The 16,941-nt window shown below is 41.3% G+C and carries 16 protein-coding genes; 15 read left to right on the top strand and 1 reads right to left on the bottom strand.

Features of this window, described 5'->3' with window-relative positions:
• Positions 1–91: 91 nt before the first annotated feature.
• Positions 92–1,042, top strand: a complete 951-nt coding sequence (locus KZC02_RS04295; RefSeq protein ID WP_221392985.1) for an SMP-30/gluconolactonase/LRE family protein — start codon at positions 92–94, stop codon at positions 1,040–1,042.
• A gap of 121 nt (positions 1,043–1,163) precedes the next feature.
• Here KZC02_RS04295 and KZC02_RS04300 read toward each other — a convergent pair whose 3' ends face one another.
• On the bottom strand, positions 1,164–1,790 hold the full coding sequence (locus tag KZC02_RS04300; RefSeq protein ID WP_221392986.1) for a hypothetical protein: 627 nt from the start codon (positions 1,788–1,790) through the stop codon (positions 1,164–1,166).
• A 493-nt stretch (positions 1,791–2,283) separates the two neighbouring features.
• Here KZC02_RS04300 and KZC02_RS04305 point away from each other — a divergent pair, with 493 nt between their 5' ends.
• From KZC02_RS04305 to KZC02_RS04365, 14 genes are all read left to right on the top strand, one after another.
• Complete coding sequence (locus KZC02_RS04305; protein ID WP_221392987.1) at positions 2,284–4,059, top strand: tetratricopeptide repeat protein; 1,776 nt, start codon at positions 2,284–2,286, stop codon at positions 4,057–4,059.
• Between the two features lie 165 nt (positions 4,060–4,224).
• Complete coding sequence (locus KZC02_RS04310; RefSeq protein ID WP_221392988.1) at positions 4,225–4,632, top strand: globin domain-containing protein; 408 nt, start codon at positions 4,225–4,227, stop codon at positions 4,630–4,632.
• A 409-nt stretch (positions 4,633–5,041) separates the two neighbouring features.
• On the top strand, positions 5,042–7,213 hold the full coding sequence (locus KZC02_RS04315) for a T9SS type A sorting domain-containing protein (RefSeq protein ID WP_221392989.1): 2,172 nt from the start codon (positions 5,042–5,044) through the stop codon (positions 7,211–7,213).
• Between the two features lie 145 nt (positions 7,214–7,358).
• Entirely contained in the window at positions 7,359–7,961 is a 603-nt protein-coding gene (locus KZC02_RS04320) for a TetR/AcrR family transcriptional regulator (protein ID WP_221392990.1), read from the top strand.
• 40 nt (positions 7,962–8,001) lie between these two features.
• Positions 8,002–9,057 carry an aldo/keto reductase gene (locus KZC02_RS04325; RefSeq protein WP_221392991.1) on the top strand — a complete coding sequence of 352 codons (1,056 nt, stop codon included), beginning with the start codon at positions 8,002–8,004 and terminating at the stop codon, positions 9,055–9,057.
• Positions 9,058–9,087: 30 nt separating this feature from the next.
• On the top strand, positions 9,088–9,960 hold the full coding sequence (locus tag KZC02_RS04330; RefSeq protein ID WP_221392992.1) for an NAD(P)H-binding protein: 873 nt from the start codon (positions 9,088–9,090) through the stop codon (positions 9,958–9,960).
• A gap of 136 nt (positions 9,961–10,096) precedes the next feature.
• A complete protein-coding gene (locus KZC02_RS04335) occupies positions 10,097–10,837 on the top strand; it encodes an SDR family oxidoreductase (RefSeq protein WP_221392993.1) in 741 nt (246 codons plus the stop codon).
• 92 nt (positions 10,838–10,929) lie between these two features.
• A complete protein-coding gene (locus KZC02_RS04340; RefSeq protein WP_221392994.1) occupies positions 10,930–11,805 on the top strand; it encodes an NmrA family NAD(P)-binding protein in 876 nt (291 codons plus the stop codon).
• A gap of 17 nt (positions 11,806–11,822) precedes the next feature.
• Positions 11,823–11,951, top strand: a complete 129-nt coding sequence (locus KZC02_RS32430; RefSeq protein WP_255637253.1) for a hypothetical protein — start codon at positions 11,823–11,825, stop codon at positions 11,949–11,951.
• 175 nt (positions 11,952–12,126) lie between these two features.
• Complete coding sequence (locus tag KZC02_RS04345; RefSeq protein WP_221392995.1) at positions 12,127–12,945, top strand: SDR family NAD(P)-dependent oxidoreductase; 819 nt, start codon at positions 12,127–12,129, stop codon at positions 12,943–12,945.
• 88 nt (positions 12,946–13,033) lie between these two features.
• Complete coding sequence (locus KZC02_RS04350; RefSeq protein ID WP_221392996.1) at positions 13,034–13,924, top strand: AraC family transcriptional regulator; 891 nt, start codon at positions 13,034–13,036, stop codon at positions 13,922–13,924.
• A gap of 221 nt (positions 13,925–14,145) precedes the next feature.
• Positions 14,146–15,348 (top strand): DUF1624 domain-containing protein, encoded by a 1,203-nt coding sequence (locus KZC02_RS04355; protein WP_221392997.1) that lies wholly within the window; start codon positions 14,146–14,148, stop codon positions 15,346–15,348.
• A gap of 102 nt (positions 15,349–15,450) precedes the next feature.
• Positions 15,451–15,675 carry a hypothetical protein gene (locus tag KZC02_RS04360; RefSeq protein ID WP_221392998.1) on the top strand — a complete coding sequence of 75 codons (225 nt, stop codon included), beginning with the start codon at positions 15,451–15,453 and terminating at the stop codon, positions 15,673–15,675.
• A 377-nt stretch (positions 15,676–16,052) separates the two neighbouring features.
• Positions 16,053–16,916, top strand: coding sequence for an SDR family oxidoreductase (locus KZC02_RS04365; RefSeq protein WP_221392999.1), 864 nt, complete (start codon positions 16,053–16,055; stop codon positions 16,914–16,916).
• Positions 16,917–16,941: the final 25 nt, after the last annotated feature.

Raw genomic sequence — 16,941 nt, forward strand, 5'->3', positions numbered from 1 at the left:
AAAACAAAATCCGGACAAAACGGCCCTGTTCGATTTTTAACAAAAGGAAGGATTATGGTATTTTTAATTAACAATACAAACGTTATTACTTATGAAGCAAACTCATCTTTTAAGCTCTTTTTTATTGATTACAGCTATTGGCCTGATTTCCTGTGAAGACCACCCTGACAGTCCAAATGCACTTTTTCCGGAGCGCATCAATTTTGTAGCAGATCGCCAGTATCCGGAAGGTATCGCATACTCGTCTCAGCTGGATAAGTTTCTTGTTACTTCCATCCCACTCGGTAAGATCGGAACCGTTAGTGTTGATGGCCAATATGAAGATCTCATCTCAGCACCGGAGCTCATCAGCGGAATTGGCATGAAAGTCGCAGGCGACCACATTTTCGTTTGCAATAGTGACCGGGGTGTTTCAATCAAGAGTACTCCGGCAGGCAGTTTCCAGACAGCCGAGCTGCTCGTCTTTAATCTGAATACGGGACAATTAGAACGAAAGACTGACCTGGACGCACTGATACCAGCTGCTGAAAGAAATTTTGCAAACGACGTAACCCTGGCTCCCGACGGCACCGCTTATGTTACCGATTCCTTTTCACCCGTTATTTATAAAGTTGGCCCCGACGGCACAGGAAGTGTTCTGGTTAGAGATGACGTTAATTTTTCCAGTCCGAATTTTGGTCTGAATGGAATTGTCTATCATCCCGACGGCTATCTTATTGTGGCCAACACGGGGCAGGGAAAACTCTTCAAGGTTAATTTGCAGAACGCAAATCTTGTATCCGAGATCACTGGGACTGGTGCACTTCCCGGCGACGGACTGACTTTGCTAAACAATGATCTTTATGTAGTAACAGGTGGAACACGTGTGGCACATTTAAAGAGCACCGACAGCTGGCAAAGTGCCAACATTGTCAAATTCGATGAAGGTGTATATACCGGAGCAACGACGAGTGTAGCAGTAAATAACCAGATTTATACGCTCAATGCGCGTATTGGTGCGATTGGTGATGCAAAAGATTTTAGTATTCAGCGGTTCCGTTAATATTGAAACTTCAGGTTAGACCAGGGGTAATTCCGAAAGAATCGCAAAAAGCCACATAATCATCAGGAGGTGGTTTTTTGCGATTATTTCAGAATTTGTATATCAATCTAAAAGTTTAAAATCAGGAAACTATTTTAATGTTGTATTCTATCATTTTGATCAGTTCTTTCACTTTTATGGCTAGTAAGGAAATATCAATATCCAAGGGCGGTATATCAAAAGGTTCATCATTATTATTGTTGCTATAACCCGGCCAGAATATATTATCATAAAAATAATTCCAAACCTGCCTGATCAGCTCATCATCTGCATAAACCTGCAGATAACTATTTCTGCTATCCTGGTTTATGTAGTCCCCATACATATTAACAAGGTTGACAAAATCTCCAAAAAAATTAAGATTAAAATCTTCCTGATCTACTGAGTTGATAATAAACCTGACATCATAAGTATAAAATTTAACCGGCTCCCAAATGTCGAAATTTTCTAACCAGCCATGGAGGTTATCAAAAACGACCAGGTTGCTTTTTTCAGCGAGGATAATTTCTTTAAATGAGTTTAAAGACTCAGATGCAAATATCTGGCCCGTTCTGAAAGACAGAAGCCGATCTGTTTGGTCCTCATCTGTGTCTGTATACCAAACCAAATATAGTGGGTGTTCATAAGCCGGTGAGGCATACTTAACTACCCAGGTTGAATATAAAGCGCTCAGATCTTCAAATGAATTTATGTTATCCGGAACTGCCATAGAATTTTCCAGGTATAGCCTGTTAAATAAGTTGAACCCTTCCTAATCTTCACCAAGTTACCATTTATCGAATCCATAATTAGCCCTTTATCAACATTTTTCAGAATAAAAAAACTTCCTGATCCGGCCTCTTCCTGATCTTATAACATTTACCATGTACGTGATGCAATTTTGTATAAAAATTGACAATACACTGATTTTTAGTTCTTTATATAAAATTACAATAATTAAAATATGTATATCTATTGTTTTAATTTCTACGCAATGGAATGAAGAATGTATATTTTGAAAATTCAGTCGGCTACTTTAACCGCGACAATCAAGGTTTTGCTGAGCAAATAACAAAAACCAGCCCGCCATTCCGGCAGGAATTGGTTGTAATTCAATTCATTTCCTGGAATAAATGCCTCTATCAATTGATTTAACGGTAGCCAATTACCTGATTAATCCATCTACTTTTGCCGCTTCCTGATACCTTGATGAATTCCCTTCCATGAAAATCAACTACGTTGTATTACTTTTTCTTTTATCCCCTTCCCTTTTCGCACAATCCAATAAAATCGACAGCCTTCAGAAACGGCTCAAAATAACAGTAGCCGACACAGCAAAGGTGAACCTGATGGTCGATATTGCACTTGAATATTGGGCTGTTGATCCCGAAAAAACGATGACTTACAGCCAGGAAGCTTTGGATTTAGCCAGGAAAATTAAATATGTACGAGGTGAAGCCAAAAGCTATCAGGGAATCGGCATATTTCACTGGCAGAAAAACGATTATCAAAAAGCGCTGGCCAATTACGAACAAAGCAAAAAGTTGTACGAAGGCATTGAGGATCAGAGTGGAGCGGCACGTGCAATCAGCAATATGGGAATGATTTATGGCGAGCAGGGGAATTACAGCCAGGCTTTGAGTAATTACCAGCAGGCGGCCACTATTTTTCAGGAGCTGGGTGATGAAAAGAGAATGGCTACTACCATCAACAGCATGGGCAATGTTCATAAAAACCAGAAAAATTACGATGAAGCATTGGTTTCATACAGGCAGGCCATGAATTACTGGATAAAATCAGGAGACAAAAAATCCCTGGCAGGTTCCTATATCAACATTGCCAGTGTTTACAGTAAACAGAAAAAATACGACGCCGCTATAACCAGTGCCAACAAAGCATTGCAGCTTTTTGAGAGTTTTAAAGACCTTAACGGGCAGATTATCTGCCAGAATAATCTGGGTGATATTTATTTCCAGAAACAGGATTATACCGAGGCACTTTCCAGGTATAAAAAGTCACTGGAAATAAATCAGCAGTTTCAAAGTAAACGCCTGATGGTTACGTCGTATAACGGTATTGGGCAGATTTATACCAAACAACACCAGCATTCCTCAGCTATCGAAAGTTTCCGGCAGGCACAGGTACTTGCTGAACAGGCCGGGATACGCCCGGCATTGCAGCAATCTTATGAGGGGCTGGCCAATGTATATGGCGAAGCAAAAGATTTTACCAAAGCATATCAGTATCAAAGACTTTCCGGCTCGTTGAAAGACTCAATCTTTAATGCAGAAAATACGAGTAAGATCACAAACCTGCGTGTCCATTATGAAAGTGAGAAAAAACAGGCGGAAATAAAATTGCTTCAAAAAGAAAAGGATCTGGGATATGCCACCAGGAATTCCATGGCTCTCGGATTGGCAGGCGGATTGATCGTATTGGGCCTTGCTTTTAACCGTCAACGGCTTGGGGTTCAGAAAAACCGTGAATTACATGCTGTACAGCAGGCTTTGACTGAAATTACAATACGGACCAGCCAGGAAAAAGAGCAGCAACTGATAACAGAACTGGAATTTCGGAATAAAGCCCTAACTACACATACACTGAACCTGATCCAAAAAAACAGTATACTGGAAGACATCAGGCAAACTGCTTTGCTTATGCTTAAAACCGGACAAAGCGACGAACACAAACCTGTATTCAGCAAGCTCATCAACCTGGTTGATTATAGCTTTAACCTCGACAAAGATTGGGAAGAATTTAAAATTTACTTTGAGGGTGTTCACAAAGACTTTTTTACCAAACTGAAAAGGGATAATCCGGAACTGAGCAGCGGCGAGCTCCGGCTTTGTGCATTGATCAGGCTCAATCTCAATCTGAAAGAATCAGCAACTTTACTCAATATTTCTCCGGACAGCGTGAAAACTGCCCGGCACCGTTTACGCAAAAAATTAAATTTACCCGAAGACAGTAACCTTACTGATTATTTAATCACCGTTTGAAAATCCGGAACTGGCCGCTAAGCAGGCATATCGGATTTTCCCGGATTTCAAATCTATGTTCACTTTTTGTATACCTGACAAAATAGGTTGCCAGCGGATACTGCTTTACGTTTGTATTTTCCGCGGTTACCATTTTATTTTCAGCTTCGCAAACCATCCAGCAGCATGACAGATCGTACTATATTGATAATCAAAACTTCATGGAGTTATATTGTAACACAGCCGGTTAACCCCGGAGCTCTGTTTTATGACGAGCTATTTAAATTGGCTCCCGGCCTTATACCAATGTTTAAGTCAGACAAGGAAGATCAGCAAACCAAGTTCACAGATATGATTACGTTTATGGTTTTAAATCTGCAAAACACGCGTGATATACAGAAGCAAATAAATGAAATGGGCAAACGGCATGTTGGGTACGGAGTTACTGCTGAACATTATGAACTGGTTGGAACCGCTTTGATCAATACGCTGAATACCAGCCTCGGAGACATGTGGAATAATGAAACCAGACTCGCCTGGACTAACCTGTACGATTTATGGTCATCTGCTATGATACTGGCAAGTCATGAATAACGTTAATACCAACCCTTACCTTCAAAATCGTATAACAGCACCGGCCCGGTCTCTTATGATGTAATTGTGAGAATTTGGATTTCTTGTTAAAAGCCTTTTGCACTTACCTTCCACCACAAGAAATTGCCTGTCGAAAATTGACTCTTACAGTAGTAAAATATAATTTATCCGATCCGGAATAAAACTAAAAACAGTTTTCACAGGCTTGTACACCTTTTGTATACTCCTTTTTCTGCCTCGTTGACCTTTTGTGCACCTTCTAAAATTGCTGCCTGGATTATTCCGTCCTAGGTTTGCATCGCCTTCCACAGTAAGCTTCCGATTGCTGACCGGCCAAAAAAATCCAACTATTTTCTCTATCAGTTCTCATTAAATGTTTTATAAACTCAATAATAATTATCTGTTAATCATGAAAAAATTAATTACAATCCACTTATTCCAAAACCTGAACACTGCACTTCTGACCTGTTTACTGCTCCTGTCTGCATTAAGTGCAAGTGCACAGAAAGACTGGAAATATCATTTTGTAAATCCGGACTCAAGGCTTACGGATGTTGCCTACGGCGCAGGCAAATATGTCGCAGTTGGTTCAGAAAGTATTATCCGCACCTCTGCCGACGGTAAAACATGGAGAACCCGGCCAACTGCTTTAAGCGAATACGGGGATCTGGAAGGAGTTGTTTATGCCAACAGCAAATTTGTTGCCGTGGGAGCTTTCGGAATTATTGTTACCTCCACAGATGGTATAACCTGGACGGAACAGGTTTCAGGAACCACTTTAAATTTTACTAACATTGCTTTTGGGAACGGTACTTTCATTGCGGTAGGGCCAAAAGCAATACTGGCTACCTCAAAAAACGGGATAAACTGGACCATACGATCGCATGGAACAGCAGCGGAATTGTTTGATGTAACATATGGAAATGGGGTTTTCGCAGCCGTAGGCACAGGCGGACAGGTTAAAACGTCAGCTGATAACGGCGTTACCTGGGTTTCCAGGACTTCAGGAACGACCAAAGTTTTAAGAGCCATTGCAAGTGGTAAAACCGGAAATTTTGTTGCAGTTGGCGATCACGGTGCAATTGTATATTCAAACAACGGTTTCCTCTGGGCAGTAAAAACTGCGTCGGACCCCGATATTGCATTAAGTGCTGTAGCTTGTAATCCGGCTACGGGCAGCTTCGTAGCCGTTAGTTCGGATAAATATCTGGCACTTACTTCATTAGACGGCACTTACTGGGGAAACCCTGCGGTACAATCCGGCTCCAGTGTTGGATTTTATGGGCTGCGTTTTTTAAATAATGAATTTCTTGCCACAGGAGCTTATACAGTTCTTCGCTCTTCCAACACGGATGGTAAAACCTGGTATTCGACAACAGTCAATTTTTGGGACATGCAGATGAACGGAGTGGCTTTTGGAAACGGACGGTTTGTGGCTGTGGGGAATACACCATTGGATAATGGCACAACCGGTGCCGGAATAGACAATCTGATCATAACTACCAAGGATGGTGTCAGTTACAGCGCGGCCGAAAGCATCAGGCTTTTCAGCGGTGGACATTCCTTTAATGACATTGCCTATGGTAATGGCTTGTTTGTGGCTGTCGGTTCTGACGCAATCATCCAGAATTCAACTGATGGGCTGCTATGGAATTACAGCCAGATGACATTAGGCCAGACTTTAAAAAGTGTTGCTTACGGGAATGGCCGTTTTGTGGCCGTTGGCTATAATGGCCTCATTCTCTGGTCGACAGACGGTAAGGCCTGGAGCAAGGCAAATTCAACAACTAACAATTATTATACAGGTGTCTCTTTTCTGAACGGCGGGTTCGTATTGGTTGGCCAGGGAGGCGTTTTGGCAACTTCGGTAACTGGTATTAACTGGACTTTCAGGTCCACAGGCACACCAAATCAGTTAAACAGCGTAGCCTACGGAAACGGCAAATGGATGGCTGTTGGTTATTTCAATAAAATGGTAACTTCGGCCAATGGCATACAATGGACTACTACTGCTTTCACTCCCAATACTTTACATTATAATGACGTTTGTTTTGCTAACGGGCAGTTTGTACTGGTTGGCCTCAATGGGAAAATAGCTACAAACGGCCAGCCTAATGTATGGGCCCAACCCAATTCCGGCGCGTACTACAACCTGAACGGCATTGCTCATGGTAACGGGATATTTTTAGCAGTCGGTAATTCCGGCGCGCTGGTAACCTCTGTCGATTACAAAGCACCAAAAGCAGCTGCATTTCAAACAATAACTGAACCTGAGTGCAGTAACTGCCGCACCACTCTGCAAGAAAACGGTGAAGCAAAACAAGAGTTTGATTTTGAAGCGACTACCTTTCCAAATCCCGTAAATGATCAGTTTAACCTGGATATAAAAGGGGCGATCGGCGAAAAAGTCCGGTTATTACTTGTGGATGTATCTGGCCGTACAATTCTTGATAAAGTAGTCGAAGCCAAAAATGGAATTTATCAGGAAACAATACCAATGACTCAAAAACAAACCGGCATGTACCTGTTACGCACCAGCACCGCTACACAAACCCAGACACTGAAAATTTTAAAACAGTAAGCATTTGAAACTATAATTTTATTTCATCAGGCTTCATATGAGGCCTGATGAATTTCCATTAAGACCTATTTTACTTTTCTATAACCTCACAAACATTTTTTTGTAAAAAGAACAAATAAAATATAATGATCGTTATATTTGTACCATGGCAACATCAAAAACAGAAAAAACACGGGCGCATATCATAGCAACCACTGCATCCATCTTTAATAAAAAGGGCTATGCAGGAACTTCAATAACGGATCTTACCAAAGCGACCAAACTTACCAGCGGTAGTATTTATGGGAATTTTGCCAACAAGGAAGAGGTTGCGTTGGCTGCATTTGATTATAATCTTGCCAGTTTCCGAAAAGTGGTGCAGAATGAAGTAGATAAATGCCGGACCACCAAAGACAGGTTTTTTATGTATATCAAAGCTTACCACAGTTCGGCAGACCTGAAATTTCCGGAAGGTGGCTGTCCGATGCAAAATGCACTTACCGATGCCGATGATACTTTTGAACCTCTACGAAAAAAGGCCGCTGATGGAATTATGCTTTGGAAAAATGACCTGATTTCGATCATGAACAAAGGAATTGCAGAAGGTATATTTCACGCGGAAACCAAGGTTGAAAAAACAGCCCTGCATATCATAGCGCTTTCGGAATTCGGTTTTCTGATGTACAGTATCGGCAGGAATAGAAAACAATCTGATGAAATGCTTGAGATCGCTTTGGAAGTCGCAGAAAGCATAATAAATAAGCAGTAATTTTTTTTAAAACAAAATATAACGATCGTTATTTTTAATTATGAAGTATCAGATTTTTGGGCAAAAATCAGGATTAAGAGTTTCGACACTTGCACTCGGCACAGGCAATTTCGGGACAGCATGGCCATTTGGATCATCCAGAGAAGAAGCAAAAACAGTATTTGACGGGTATGCAGAAGCCGGCGGTAATTTTATTGATACTGCGGATGGCTATCAGGCCGGACAATCAGAATCATTTATTGGTGAATTTCTTACCAGTGAGCGGGATAATTTTGTACTCGCCTCCAAATACAGTATGGGCACAAGGGATATGCAAACTACCGGGAATAGCCGTAAAACAATGATGCGTGCTGTGGAAGAAAGCTTAAAAAGGCTTAAGACTGATCGTCTTGATCTTTATTGGGTACACCTTTCTGACGGACAAACACCAATCGAAGAAATTGTCAGAGGATTGGATGACCTGGTTCGGGCTGGTAAAATCAACTATGCAGGATTTTCCAACTTTCCCGCATGGCGCATAGCCAGCGCATCCCTGCTGGCTGACCTGCGGGGCTGGGCACCGGTGATAGGTATACAGGTGGAATACAACCTGATAGAACGAACTGCTGACCGGGAATTATTGCCGATGGCAGAAGCACTGGGCCTTGGAGTGGCATTTTGGTCGCCTTTGGCAGGAGGAACGCTTACTGGAAAATATCGCAGCAAAGTTACTGATCCAAATTCGAGACTGGCCCTTGCCGGAGGTTTACTCGTCAAGGGTGAAAAAGGAGAACGAGAAACGGCGATCATTGATCTGGTCGAAAAAATAGCGAATGAAACCGGGAAAAACAGTATTGATGTTGCACTTGCATGGATCCGCCAGAAATATGATGAATCGTCCTTATCAACGGTTACAATCATTGGGCCACGCAGCCTGCAACAGCTGGAAGACAATCTGGCTACACTTGACCTTACCCTCACTACTGACCAGATAAAAAGGCTGAATGAGGTAAGCCTGATCAGTTTGGGTTCCCCTCATGAAATCATTGCTGCGTCCCAAAACAACCTGTTTGGCAGAGGAACCGGCCTTATCGGAATTAAACATCCGGTTGCATGAGAATTAATATTAAAACAAACTGATTATATCATGATACTAATAACAGGCTCAACCGGTGGATTGGGCAAAGAAACAATCAATGCCTTACTGAAACTGATTCCGGCACAGCAAATTGTTGCTCTTGCCCGAGATCCGGAAAAAGCCATTGACTTCTCAAATGCAGGCATTACGGTAAAAAAAGGAGATTATTCCAGTTACGAAAGCCTTCCGGCAGCCTTTTCCGGAGTAGACAAATTACTGATGGTATCGGCTCCTGCCTTCTCAGACCAGAGTCTCGAAGTAAATACCATACGTGCAGCAAAAGATGCCGGAGTAAAATATATTGTATACACCGGCATTCAGAGAAAACAGGGAAGTACCTGGGTAATTCCTGGAGTAACTGAAAGAGATTTGCAGATGGAAAAACTTTTGGCAGCGTCCGGAATGTCCTACACGATTGTCCATAATGCACTTTATCTAGATGTGCTGCCATTTTTATTAGGTAATAGTGTGATAAAAAAAGGTGTACTTTTCCCATCAGGTACAGGAAGGGCGGCAGTTGCAACGCGCTCAGACCTCGGAGAAGCACTTGCGCGTATCATAATTGCAGAACATATTTATCCTCAGCACATTACCTTGTCAAACAGTCAAAGTTGGTCGGTTACTGATATAGCCCTTTTGCTGTCGAAAATAACAGAGACTGATGTACCGGTCATTGAGCTGTCTCAGGATGAATACATAGCCTATCAGGAACAATCAGGCATCCCCCCTTTTTATGCAAAATTTGCTGCAGACTGGGCGGCCGCCATGAAAGCAGGTGAATTTGAAGAAACCGATCCGCTTTTGGAAAATATTTTAGGAAGAAAACCTATTGGCCTGGAAACGTTTCTCAGGGAAATGTACAAGCCTCTATTACAAATTTAGTGTAGCTCCTCTCTTGTTTATTTTTTAATTTACAAACAACTTGCATATTGCAAGTAAATATTTTTAAATTTACACTTGCAATTAACAAGTAGCATACCAAAACAATAGTATTGGTAAAACAATCAAATAATTTAAAATGAAAATAACTCAAAAAACGATTCTGGTAACAGGAGCTGGTTCAGGTATTGGCTATGCAACTGCCAAACGGTTAAGCGATGAAGGCAACAAAGTGATCATTGCCGGCCGGAATGCGGCCAAAATAGAAAAGGCAGGTATTGAATTGGGACTTACCTCCATAGTGTGCGATGTGACCGATTCAGAATCAGTTAATAATCTCATTAACAGAATAAAAAGTGAATTTCCCGAGCTTAGTATAATCATTAACAATGCAGGAGTAGCTAATCTGTATAAGTTAGGCGAAGGTGCCGGTGCTTTTGAAAAGGCGAAACAAGAGTTTGAAACCAATTATTTTGCTCCTGTACGATTGATTGAATTACTCTTACCTGTTTTAAAAACACAGCCGGAAGCAGCAATTGTCAACATCACTTCTAATGTGTCCTTTCATCCTCTGATTATCCTGCCAACGTATTCTGATACAAAAGCTGCCTTGCATTCGCATACTGTTGCGTTAAGGGTCACACTTGCAAAAGATACCAATATAAAGGTATTTGAAGTGATGCCTTCACTGATCGATACAGAAGCAACCAAAGATATGGGCGGAGAAAACGGGCTTCCGCCGAGTGCAGTAGCAGAAGATATTTTCAATGGGATTTCAAATGATTCATATGAGATTTATGTCGGAGATACAGGACAACAATTCCTCGATTACTTTGCCAATCCTGTTGCAGCCGTCCAAAATTTCAACAACGGACTATAATTTCCAAACTAATCAGTTCTTACTTGTGAAAAACAAGTAGGAATTGTTTTAGAAAAAATGGAGATCCGAATCATACTTTATTAAATAAGATCATGGAAAAGAAAGTTTTAGTAACGGGAGCCACTGGTTCTACCGGAAGGAATGCAATCAATAAATTACTGGAACTTGGAGTTCCGGTAAGGGCTATGGTCCATAAAATCGACAGCCGTTCAGAAGATCTTGAAAAAAGAGGCGTTGAAGTAGTGCAGGGCGACATATCCGTTTTAGACGATGTAAGTAAAGCTTTAAAAGATATCTCGGCAGCGTATTACGTTTATCCCATAACGGTAGATGGAATTATTGAGTCAACAGCGTTCTTTGCGCAGGCAGCAATTGAACAAAAAGTAGGGCATATTCTGAATATGTCACAGATATCTGCAAGGAGAATATCCAAAAGTAACGCTGCGCAAAACCACTGGATTGCCGAACGTATATTTGACCGGTCCGGTATACCAGTGACACATATCAGGCCCACGTTTTTCGCGGAATGGACCACCTATTTTGCAAAAGAGATCAGGGAAAACGATCGTCTCACGCTGCCATTCGGCAACGCAAAATACGCACCTGTTACTGCGGAAGATCAGGGAAATGTGATTGCTGCTATATTGACAGATCCTGAAAAGCACGCGGGACAAACTTATCCACTTTTCGGGCCGGTTGAGCTGACCCAATACGAAGTGGCCGGTATCCTGAGCGATGTGCTTGGCCGCAAGATTACTTATGAGCCGATGGAGATCCCTGAATTTGCAAAATACTTAAAAGATAAACGCTCGGATTATCACATTCAGCATGTTACTGCTGTTGCGCGGGATTGTCGGGAAGGCTTGTTTTCCGGAACAAATGACCTGATCGAAAAAATTACAGGGCAAAAGCCGATCGGAATGTTTGATTTTATTACCAGGAAAAAAGATTTGTTTATATCCAATTAACAAATAGCCAATCCGTTATGGAAGATTCAAAAGTAATTTTGATGGCCGGGATTCCAATCCTGACCCAATATCCTGAAGAAATGAAAGCTTTGTCCGCAGCGACATTACTCCAAACACGCAAGGAACCGGGATTTGAAGCATTTTAGCAGGGAAAACTTGCCGGAAAACCGGTGACAACAAACCTGAGCGAAATTGGCAGTTTATAAATCTATTTTGTGATTTTTCTGAATCCCTGATATGTGTCAAGGATCCCGGATTTTGTATTAAATGCGCAGCGGGTGCCGGCAATACCTTTGCAGTGTATTAAAAAAACAGAATATCATGTCAAAAATAATTTTAATTACCGGTGCTTCCCGTGGTTTTGGTAAACTTTGGGCAAAAGCACTATTAGAACGTGGCGATAAGGTTGCTGCAACTGCCAGAAATGTAGAAAACTTAAATGACCTGATCGAAGAATATGGCGATTCCATTCTTCCAATCCAGCTTGATGTGAACGACAGGGATGCCTGCTTTGCCGCAGTAAATAAAGCCAACGCCTATTTTGGGCGTATTGATGTACTGATCAATAACGCAGGGTTCGGGTTATTTGGTGCTATTGAAGAAACGACCGAACAACAGGCACGTGCTCAAATGGAAACCAACTTTTTTGGGCTTCTTTGGGTTACACAGGCTGTTATTCCTGTGATGAGAGCACAGGAAAGCGGGCATATTATTCAGGTTTCAAGCTTTTTGGGATTGGTAACCCTTCCTGTTTTGGGAATTTATAACGCCTCAAAATATGCTGTTAATGGTCTGAGTGAAACGCTGGCAAGTGAGGTAAAAAGCTTCGGTATCAAAGTAAGTCTGATCGAACCTAACGGTTTTTCAACAGACTGGTCTGGTGCCTCCGCTTTCCAGACAGAACCGAACGAAGTGTATGCTCCGATCAAAAAAGCCTTTTCTGACGGTGCGACTCCGGATACCTGGGGCAAACCCGAATCGACTACCAACGCCGTGCTGCAATTAATTGATGCTGAGAATCCTCCTCTTCATTTTTTATTGGGTAAGATGGCATATCCGGGAGTAAAACAGGTTTACAGTGAGCGTATGGCCGAGTTTGAGGCATGGAAAGAAGTTTCTACGGAGGCACATGGCCACTGATCAGGCCAGGTAATTTTAACACAGCAACACAATCTGCAAACTAATTGACGCAGATTGTGTTGCATTCATATATTGACATAAAACGAATATGAAACATTACAAAAGCCTGAGCGAATTGCACAAAGAGAACGGATTTCCTCCCAATGAAAACCCGTTATTCAGTATCTATCAGTGTAATAACAATTGCTCGCTTGGGGGACGGGAGTTTACGAGTGATTTTTATATGATCGGTTTCAAAAAGCTTAAATCGGGTGTAATACTTTACGGCCGCACCAAGTATGATCACGATTGCGGTTCAATGATGTTTGTCAAACCAAGACAAATCATTGAGATGAAAAATCTTCATTTGGATGAAGATGGGTTTCTGGTCTTTATTCATGAAGATTTTTTAAATGGCCATAATTTGCACAGTGAAATAAAAAAGTACCATTACTTCGATTATGAAACCAATGAGGCGCTACACCTTTCCCCGAAGGAAGAAGCGACTGTCTGGGATTTATACCGAAAAATTGAGAACGAATACAACAATAACCAGGATGAATACAGCCGTGAGATCATTCTGGCAAATATTGATACGATGCTGAAATATGCTCAGCGTTTTTACAAAAGGCAATTTATTAACCGTTCCGAAATCTCCGGAAAAACGGTCAGCAAATTCATATCGGAAATGGATCAGTACGTATCCAATGGATTTTTAGCGAGTAAAGGCCTTCCGTCTGTTCAATATATGGCCGAAAAGCTGAATATTTCGGCAGGTTATTTAACGGATGTCTTAAAACAGGAAAGTGGAAAAACGGCTCTTGAACACATACATATTTACTTGATTTCAGAAGCTAAAAACCAGCTTATATCGGATAATAAAACGGTTTCAGAAATTGCATATGCCCTGGGATTTGAAAATTTATCCTATTTCTCCCGACTCTTCAAAAAGGAGGTTGGTATCACTCCTGTTCTGTTTAAAAAGCAGATCCTCAATTAAGTTTTTGTTTTTGGGATAGTACGGAACGAAGTACTGTTTACTTCATTCTGATTTATTTTCTTCCAAAGGACTATCTGATTCAGACTAACTGCAATCATTAATAAAAATATCTTCTTGCATTTCACAACAACTATTTAGTATATTTGTTCTTGCAAAACACAAGAACAATATTGCTTTATTACTCTAAAATAAGCATAGCTTAAACACTCCTGATATCAACAATGCAAAATGAATTACAAAACCCGTTTGCACCAACCGGTCTGGCGGTAAAACCGGCCAGGCTTACTTCCATTGATGCACTGCGCGGGTTGATCATCATCCTGATGGCGCTGGACCATGTGCGGGATTTCTGGAGTGGCACACCGTTCCGCCCCGATGACATTGCCCAGACTACTGTACCTTTGTTTCTTACGCGCTGGGTGACTCATTTTTGTGCACCAACTTTCATTTTCCTTACTGGTATCAGCGCTTTTCTTTACCAGAATAAACAACCGGACAGAAAATCTGTAAGCACTTTTTTGCTCACTCGCGGATTATGGATGATTTTCCTGGAACTGGCGGTGGTCGGGTTTTCCTGGCAGTTCAATTATAATTTACTCTTCTTACAGGTCATCTGGGTTATAGGCTGGTCCATGATCTGCCTGGCCGGGCTTATTTGGTTACCGCGATGGTTTTTAATCTCTTTTTCTATACTCGTTATTGCTGGCCATCAGTTGCTCGTGTACATTGAGCCTGAAAAAGTAAGCGCCGATACCCTTGGCTGGATATTCATGCACAGGCCAGCAATGTTCTTAACTATTGGTAACGGTTTGCCTCCTTTATTCGCCGTATATCCATTACTGCCATGGGTTGCGGTCATGGTCGCGGGATATTTAATTGGCCCCTGGTACTCGGAAACACCCGAATCCCGAAAACGTAAGCTTCTGTTTTCCGGTGCCGGGCTGCTTTTGTTTTTTATCCTGTTAAGGGCTACCAATCTGTATGGTGATGCAAAGCCATGGTTTGTGTCGGACAGAGGTTTGATCTACACCGTCTTTTCATTCATTAGTATCAGCAAATATCCTCCATCACTGCTCTATCTGAGTGTGACGCTTGGAGGCGCCTGTTTATTGCTGGCATTTTTTGAGAATGTCCGTAGCCGTATTTTAGATTTCTTTTTGGTATTTGGTAAAGTGCCTTTATTCTTTTACCTGTTACATATCCCGCTTATTAATGCCAGTGCCATGCTGTGGATGTCCCTGAAATTCGGTTACCCGGTCAACCTGTTCTTTTCGTCTCAGGAAACGTGGCCAAAGGCTTATGAACCGAATTTATTGCGGGCCTATTTAGTATGGGGCATACTAATTTTTGCGATGTATTTTGCCTGCCGCTGGTATGGAAACTTCAAACAGACCCATTCATTTTGGTGGTTAAAATATTTGTAAGATTTAACCCCACTCACGGCCCTCTCCAATTGGTCTGTAATTACAAAAAACACATTTCAACAATACAGATTGATTCAAATTTGCGAATTAAGTAAATAAAATATGGCAAACGAGGTAACCAAAGAGTTATTGACCATGTATTTTTCAGATGGTTGCAGTACCGACAAGAAACATAAAGTAGAAAAGTGGATAGCTGCCAGTCCGGATAATTCGAAGTTAGCAGAGCAATGGCTTGTTGAGATGGACAAACAAAATGATTTGCTTTTCCTAAATCTTTCAACGGCCAGTCAGGAAATATGGCGGAAGATTTCCAATAATATTAATTAAAATTGAAGGAGGCCACGGATAGTATAAGCTGTTATTTAAAACGGCTAATATATTGGTATATGAACACAAAAAATCTTTAACCGTTGGATAAGTATTCCAATTAAATGCGAAACTTATTTAACTATTTAATTATATTTAAAAATGTTATAGTTATAAAAATTGGATTTCTTGAATTAGATATGAAAAATCTTTTCCGGAATTTGTTCTGATTATCCAGTAGTAAAAATTTAGTAAAAGAAACCTTTGTCAGACGGGTCATGAACGGAAAGATATAAAAGAAGAAGAACGAATCTGCTGCAAAAAATATGGCTTTGGAAATATAACTGATGATAACTTCGGAAAGCGTATTCTAATAAACTCATTGTTAATGGAATATTATGAAAACAGCAATTATAACCGGAACCAGTAAAGGAATTGGCATGGAAACCGCCCTGGCTTTTGCCCGAGCTGGCTACAAAGTTTTCGCTGCAATGCGTAATCCTGACGGAGCAACTGCATTAAAGGAAATCATTCAAAAAGAATCATTGCCCATTGTAATTATTCAGATGGATGTTGATTCAGATGAATCAGTCAGGCAAAGTTTTAATGTGATTTATCAGGAAAGTGGCACGGTGGATGTGTTGGTAAACAATGCAGGTACGGAGCGTCACGGCTCCATTGAAGAATTAGGCCTGGCCGATTTCAGGGCTGTAATGGAAACGAATTATTTCGGTGTTCTCCGCTGTATAAAAGCTGTGATACCGCAAATGCGTACCAGTCAGAGCGGTTGTATTATTAATATTTCATCTGTTGCGGGGCAAATCGCTAATTCACCCCTGAGTGCTTATTCGGCAAGCAAATTTGCTCTTGAAAGCATGAGTGAGGCTTTGGCACAGGAACTTAAACCATTTAATATCAGAGTAATGATTGTGCAGCCTGGTATAATAAATACTGAAATGGCACATAAGGTAAAGGCTGAAAAAGGATCCAGCTATCCTCAGGTAAACAGGTTTGGAAGCCTTTTTGAAGCTTCATTAAAAAACCCGGTACCACCATCGCTTGTCGCAGAAAAAATTCTAGAAATAGCCAATGGACAATCCTGGCAATTGCGCCATCCTGTCGGGCCTGATGCCAGTCCGTTTCTTGGATGGCGGGCTTCTTTGACTGATGAGCAATGGATTGATTTTAACGCAGTTGATGATGAAGATTGGTTCAATTCAGTACAAAATACGTTTGGCCTGGATGTAAGACAGATTTCCTGAATTTTAAACAATAAATAAATTACAG

The organism is Dyadobacter sp. NIV53 (assembly GCF_019711195.1).
GTDB lineage: Bacteria > Bacteroidota > Bacteroidia > Cytophagales > Spirosomataceae > Dyadobacter.

Bases quoted from the DNA above. Each gene is read 5' to 3' on its own strand.
- KZC02_RS04320 (WP_221392990.1), top strand. From the start codon at position 7,359: ATGGCAACATCAAAAACAGAAAAAACACGGGCGCATATCATAGCAACC.
- KZC02_RS04335 (WP_221392993.1), top strand. From the start codon at position 10,097: ATGAAAATAACTCAAAAAACGATTCTGGTAACAGGAGCTGGTTCAGGT.
- KZC02_RS04360 (WP_221392998.1), top strand. From the start codon at position 15,451: ATGGCAAACGAGGTAACCAAAGAGTTATTGACCATGTATTTTTCAGAT.
- KZC02_RS04305 (WP_221392987.1), top strand. From the start codon at position 2,284: ATGAAAATCAACTACGTTGTATTACTTTTTCTTTTATCCCCTTCCCTT.
- KZC02_RS04330 (WP_221392992.1), top strand. From the start codon at position 9,088: ATGATACTAATAACAGGCTCAACCGGTGGATTGGGCAAAGAAACAATC.
- KZC02_RS04350 (WP_221392996.1), top strand. From the start codon at position 13,034: ATGAAACATTACAAAAGCCTGAGCGAATTGCACAAAGAGAACGGATTT.
- KZC02_RS04315 (WP_221392989.1), top strand. From the start codon at position 5,042: ATGAAAAAATTAATTACAATCCACTTATTCCAAAACCTGAACACTGCA.
- KZC02_RS04365 (WP_221392999.1), top strand. From the start codon at position 16,053: ATGAAAACAGCAATTATAACCGGAACCAGTAAAGGAATTGGCATGGAA.
- KZC02_RS04355 (WP_221392997.1), top strand. From the start codon at position 14,146: ATGCAAAATGAATTACAAAACCCGTTTGCACCAACCGGTCTGGCGGTA.
- KZC02_RS32430 (WP_255637253.1), top strand. From the start codon at position 11,823: ATGGAAGATTCAAAAGTAATTTTGATGGCCGGGATTCCAATCCTGACC.
- KZC02_RS04300 (WP_221392986.1), bottom strand. From the start codon at position 1,790: ATGGCAGTTCCGGATAACATAAATTCATTTGAAGATCTGAGCGCTTTA.
- KZC02_RS04345 (WP_221392995.1), top strand. From the start codon at position 12,127: ATGTCAAAAATAATTTTAATTACCGGTGCTTCCCGTGGTTTTGGTAAA.
- KZC02_RS04325 (WP_221392991.1), top strand. From the start codon at position 8,002: ATGAAGTATCAGATTTTTGGGCAAAAATCAGGATTAAGAGTTTCGACA.
- KZC02_RS04310 (WP_221392988.1), top strand. From the start codon at position 4,225: ATGACAGATCGTACTATATTGATAATCAAAACTTCATGGAGTTATATT.
- KZC02_RS04340 (WP_221392994.1), top strand. From the start codon at position 10,930: ATGGAAAAGAAAGTTTTAGTAACGGGAGCCACTGGTTCTACCGGAAGG.
- KZC02_RS04295 (WP_221392985.1), top strand. From the start codon at position 92: ATGAAGCAAACTCATCTTTTAAGCTCTTTTTTATTGATTACAGCTATT.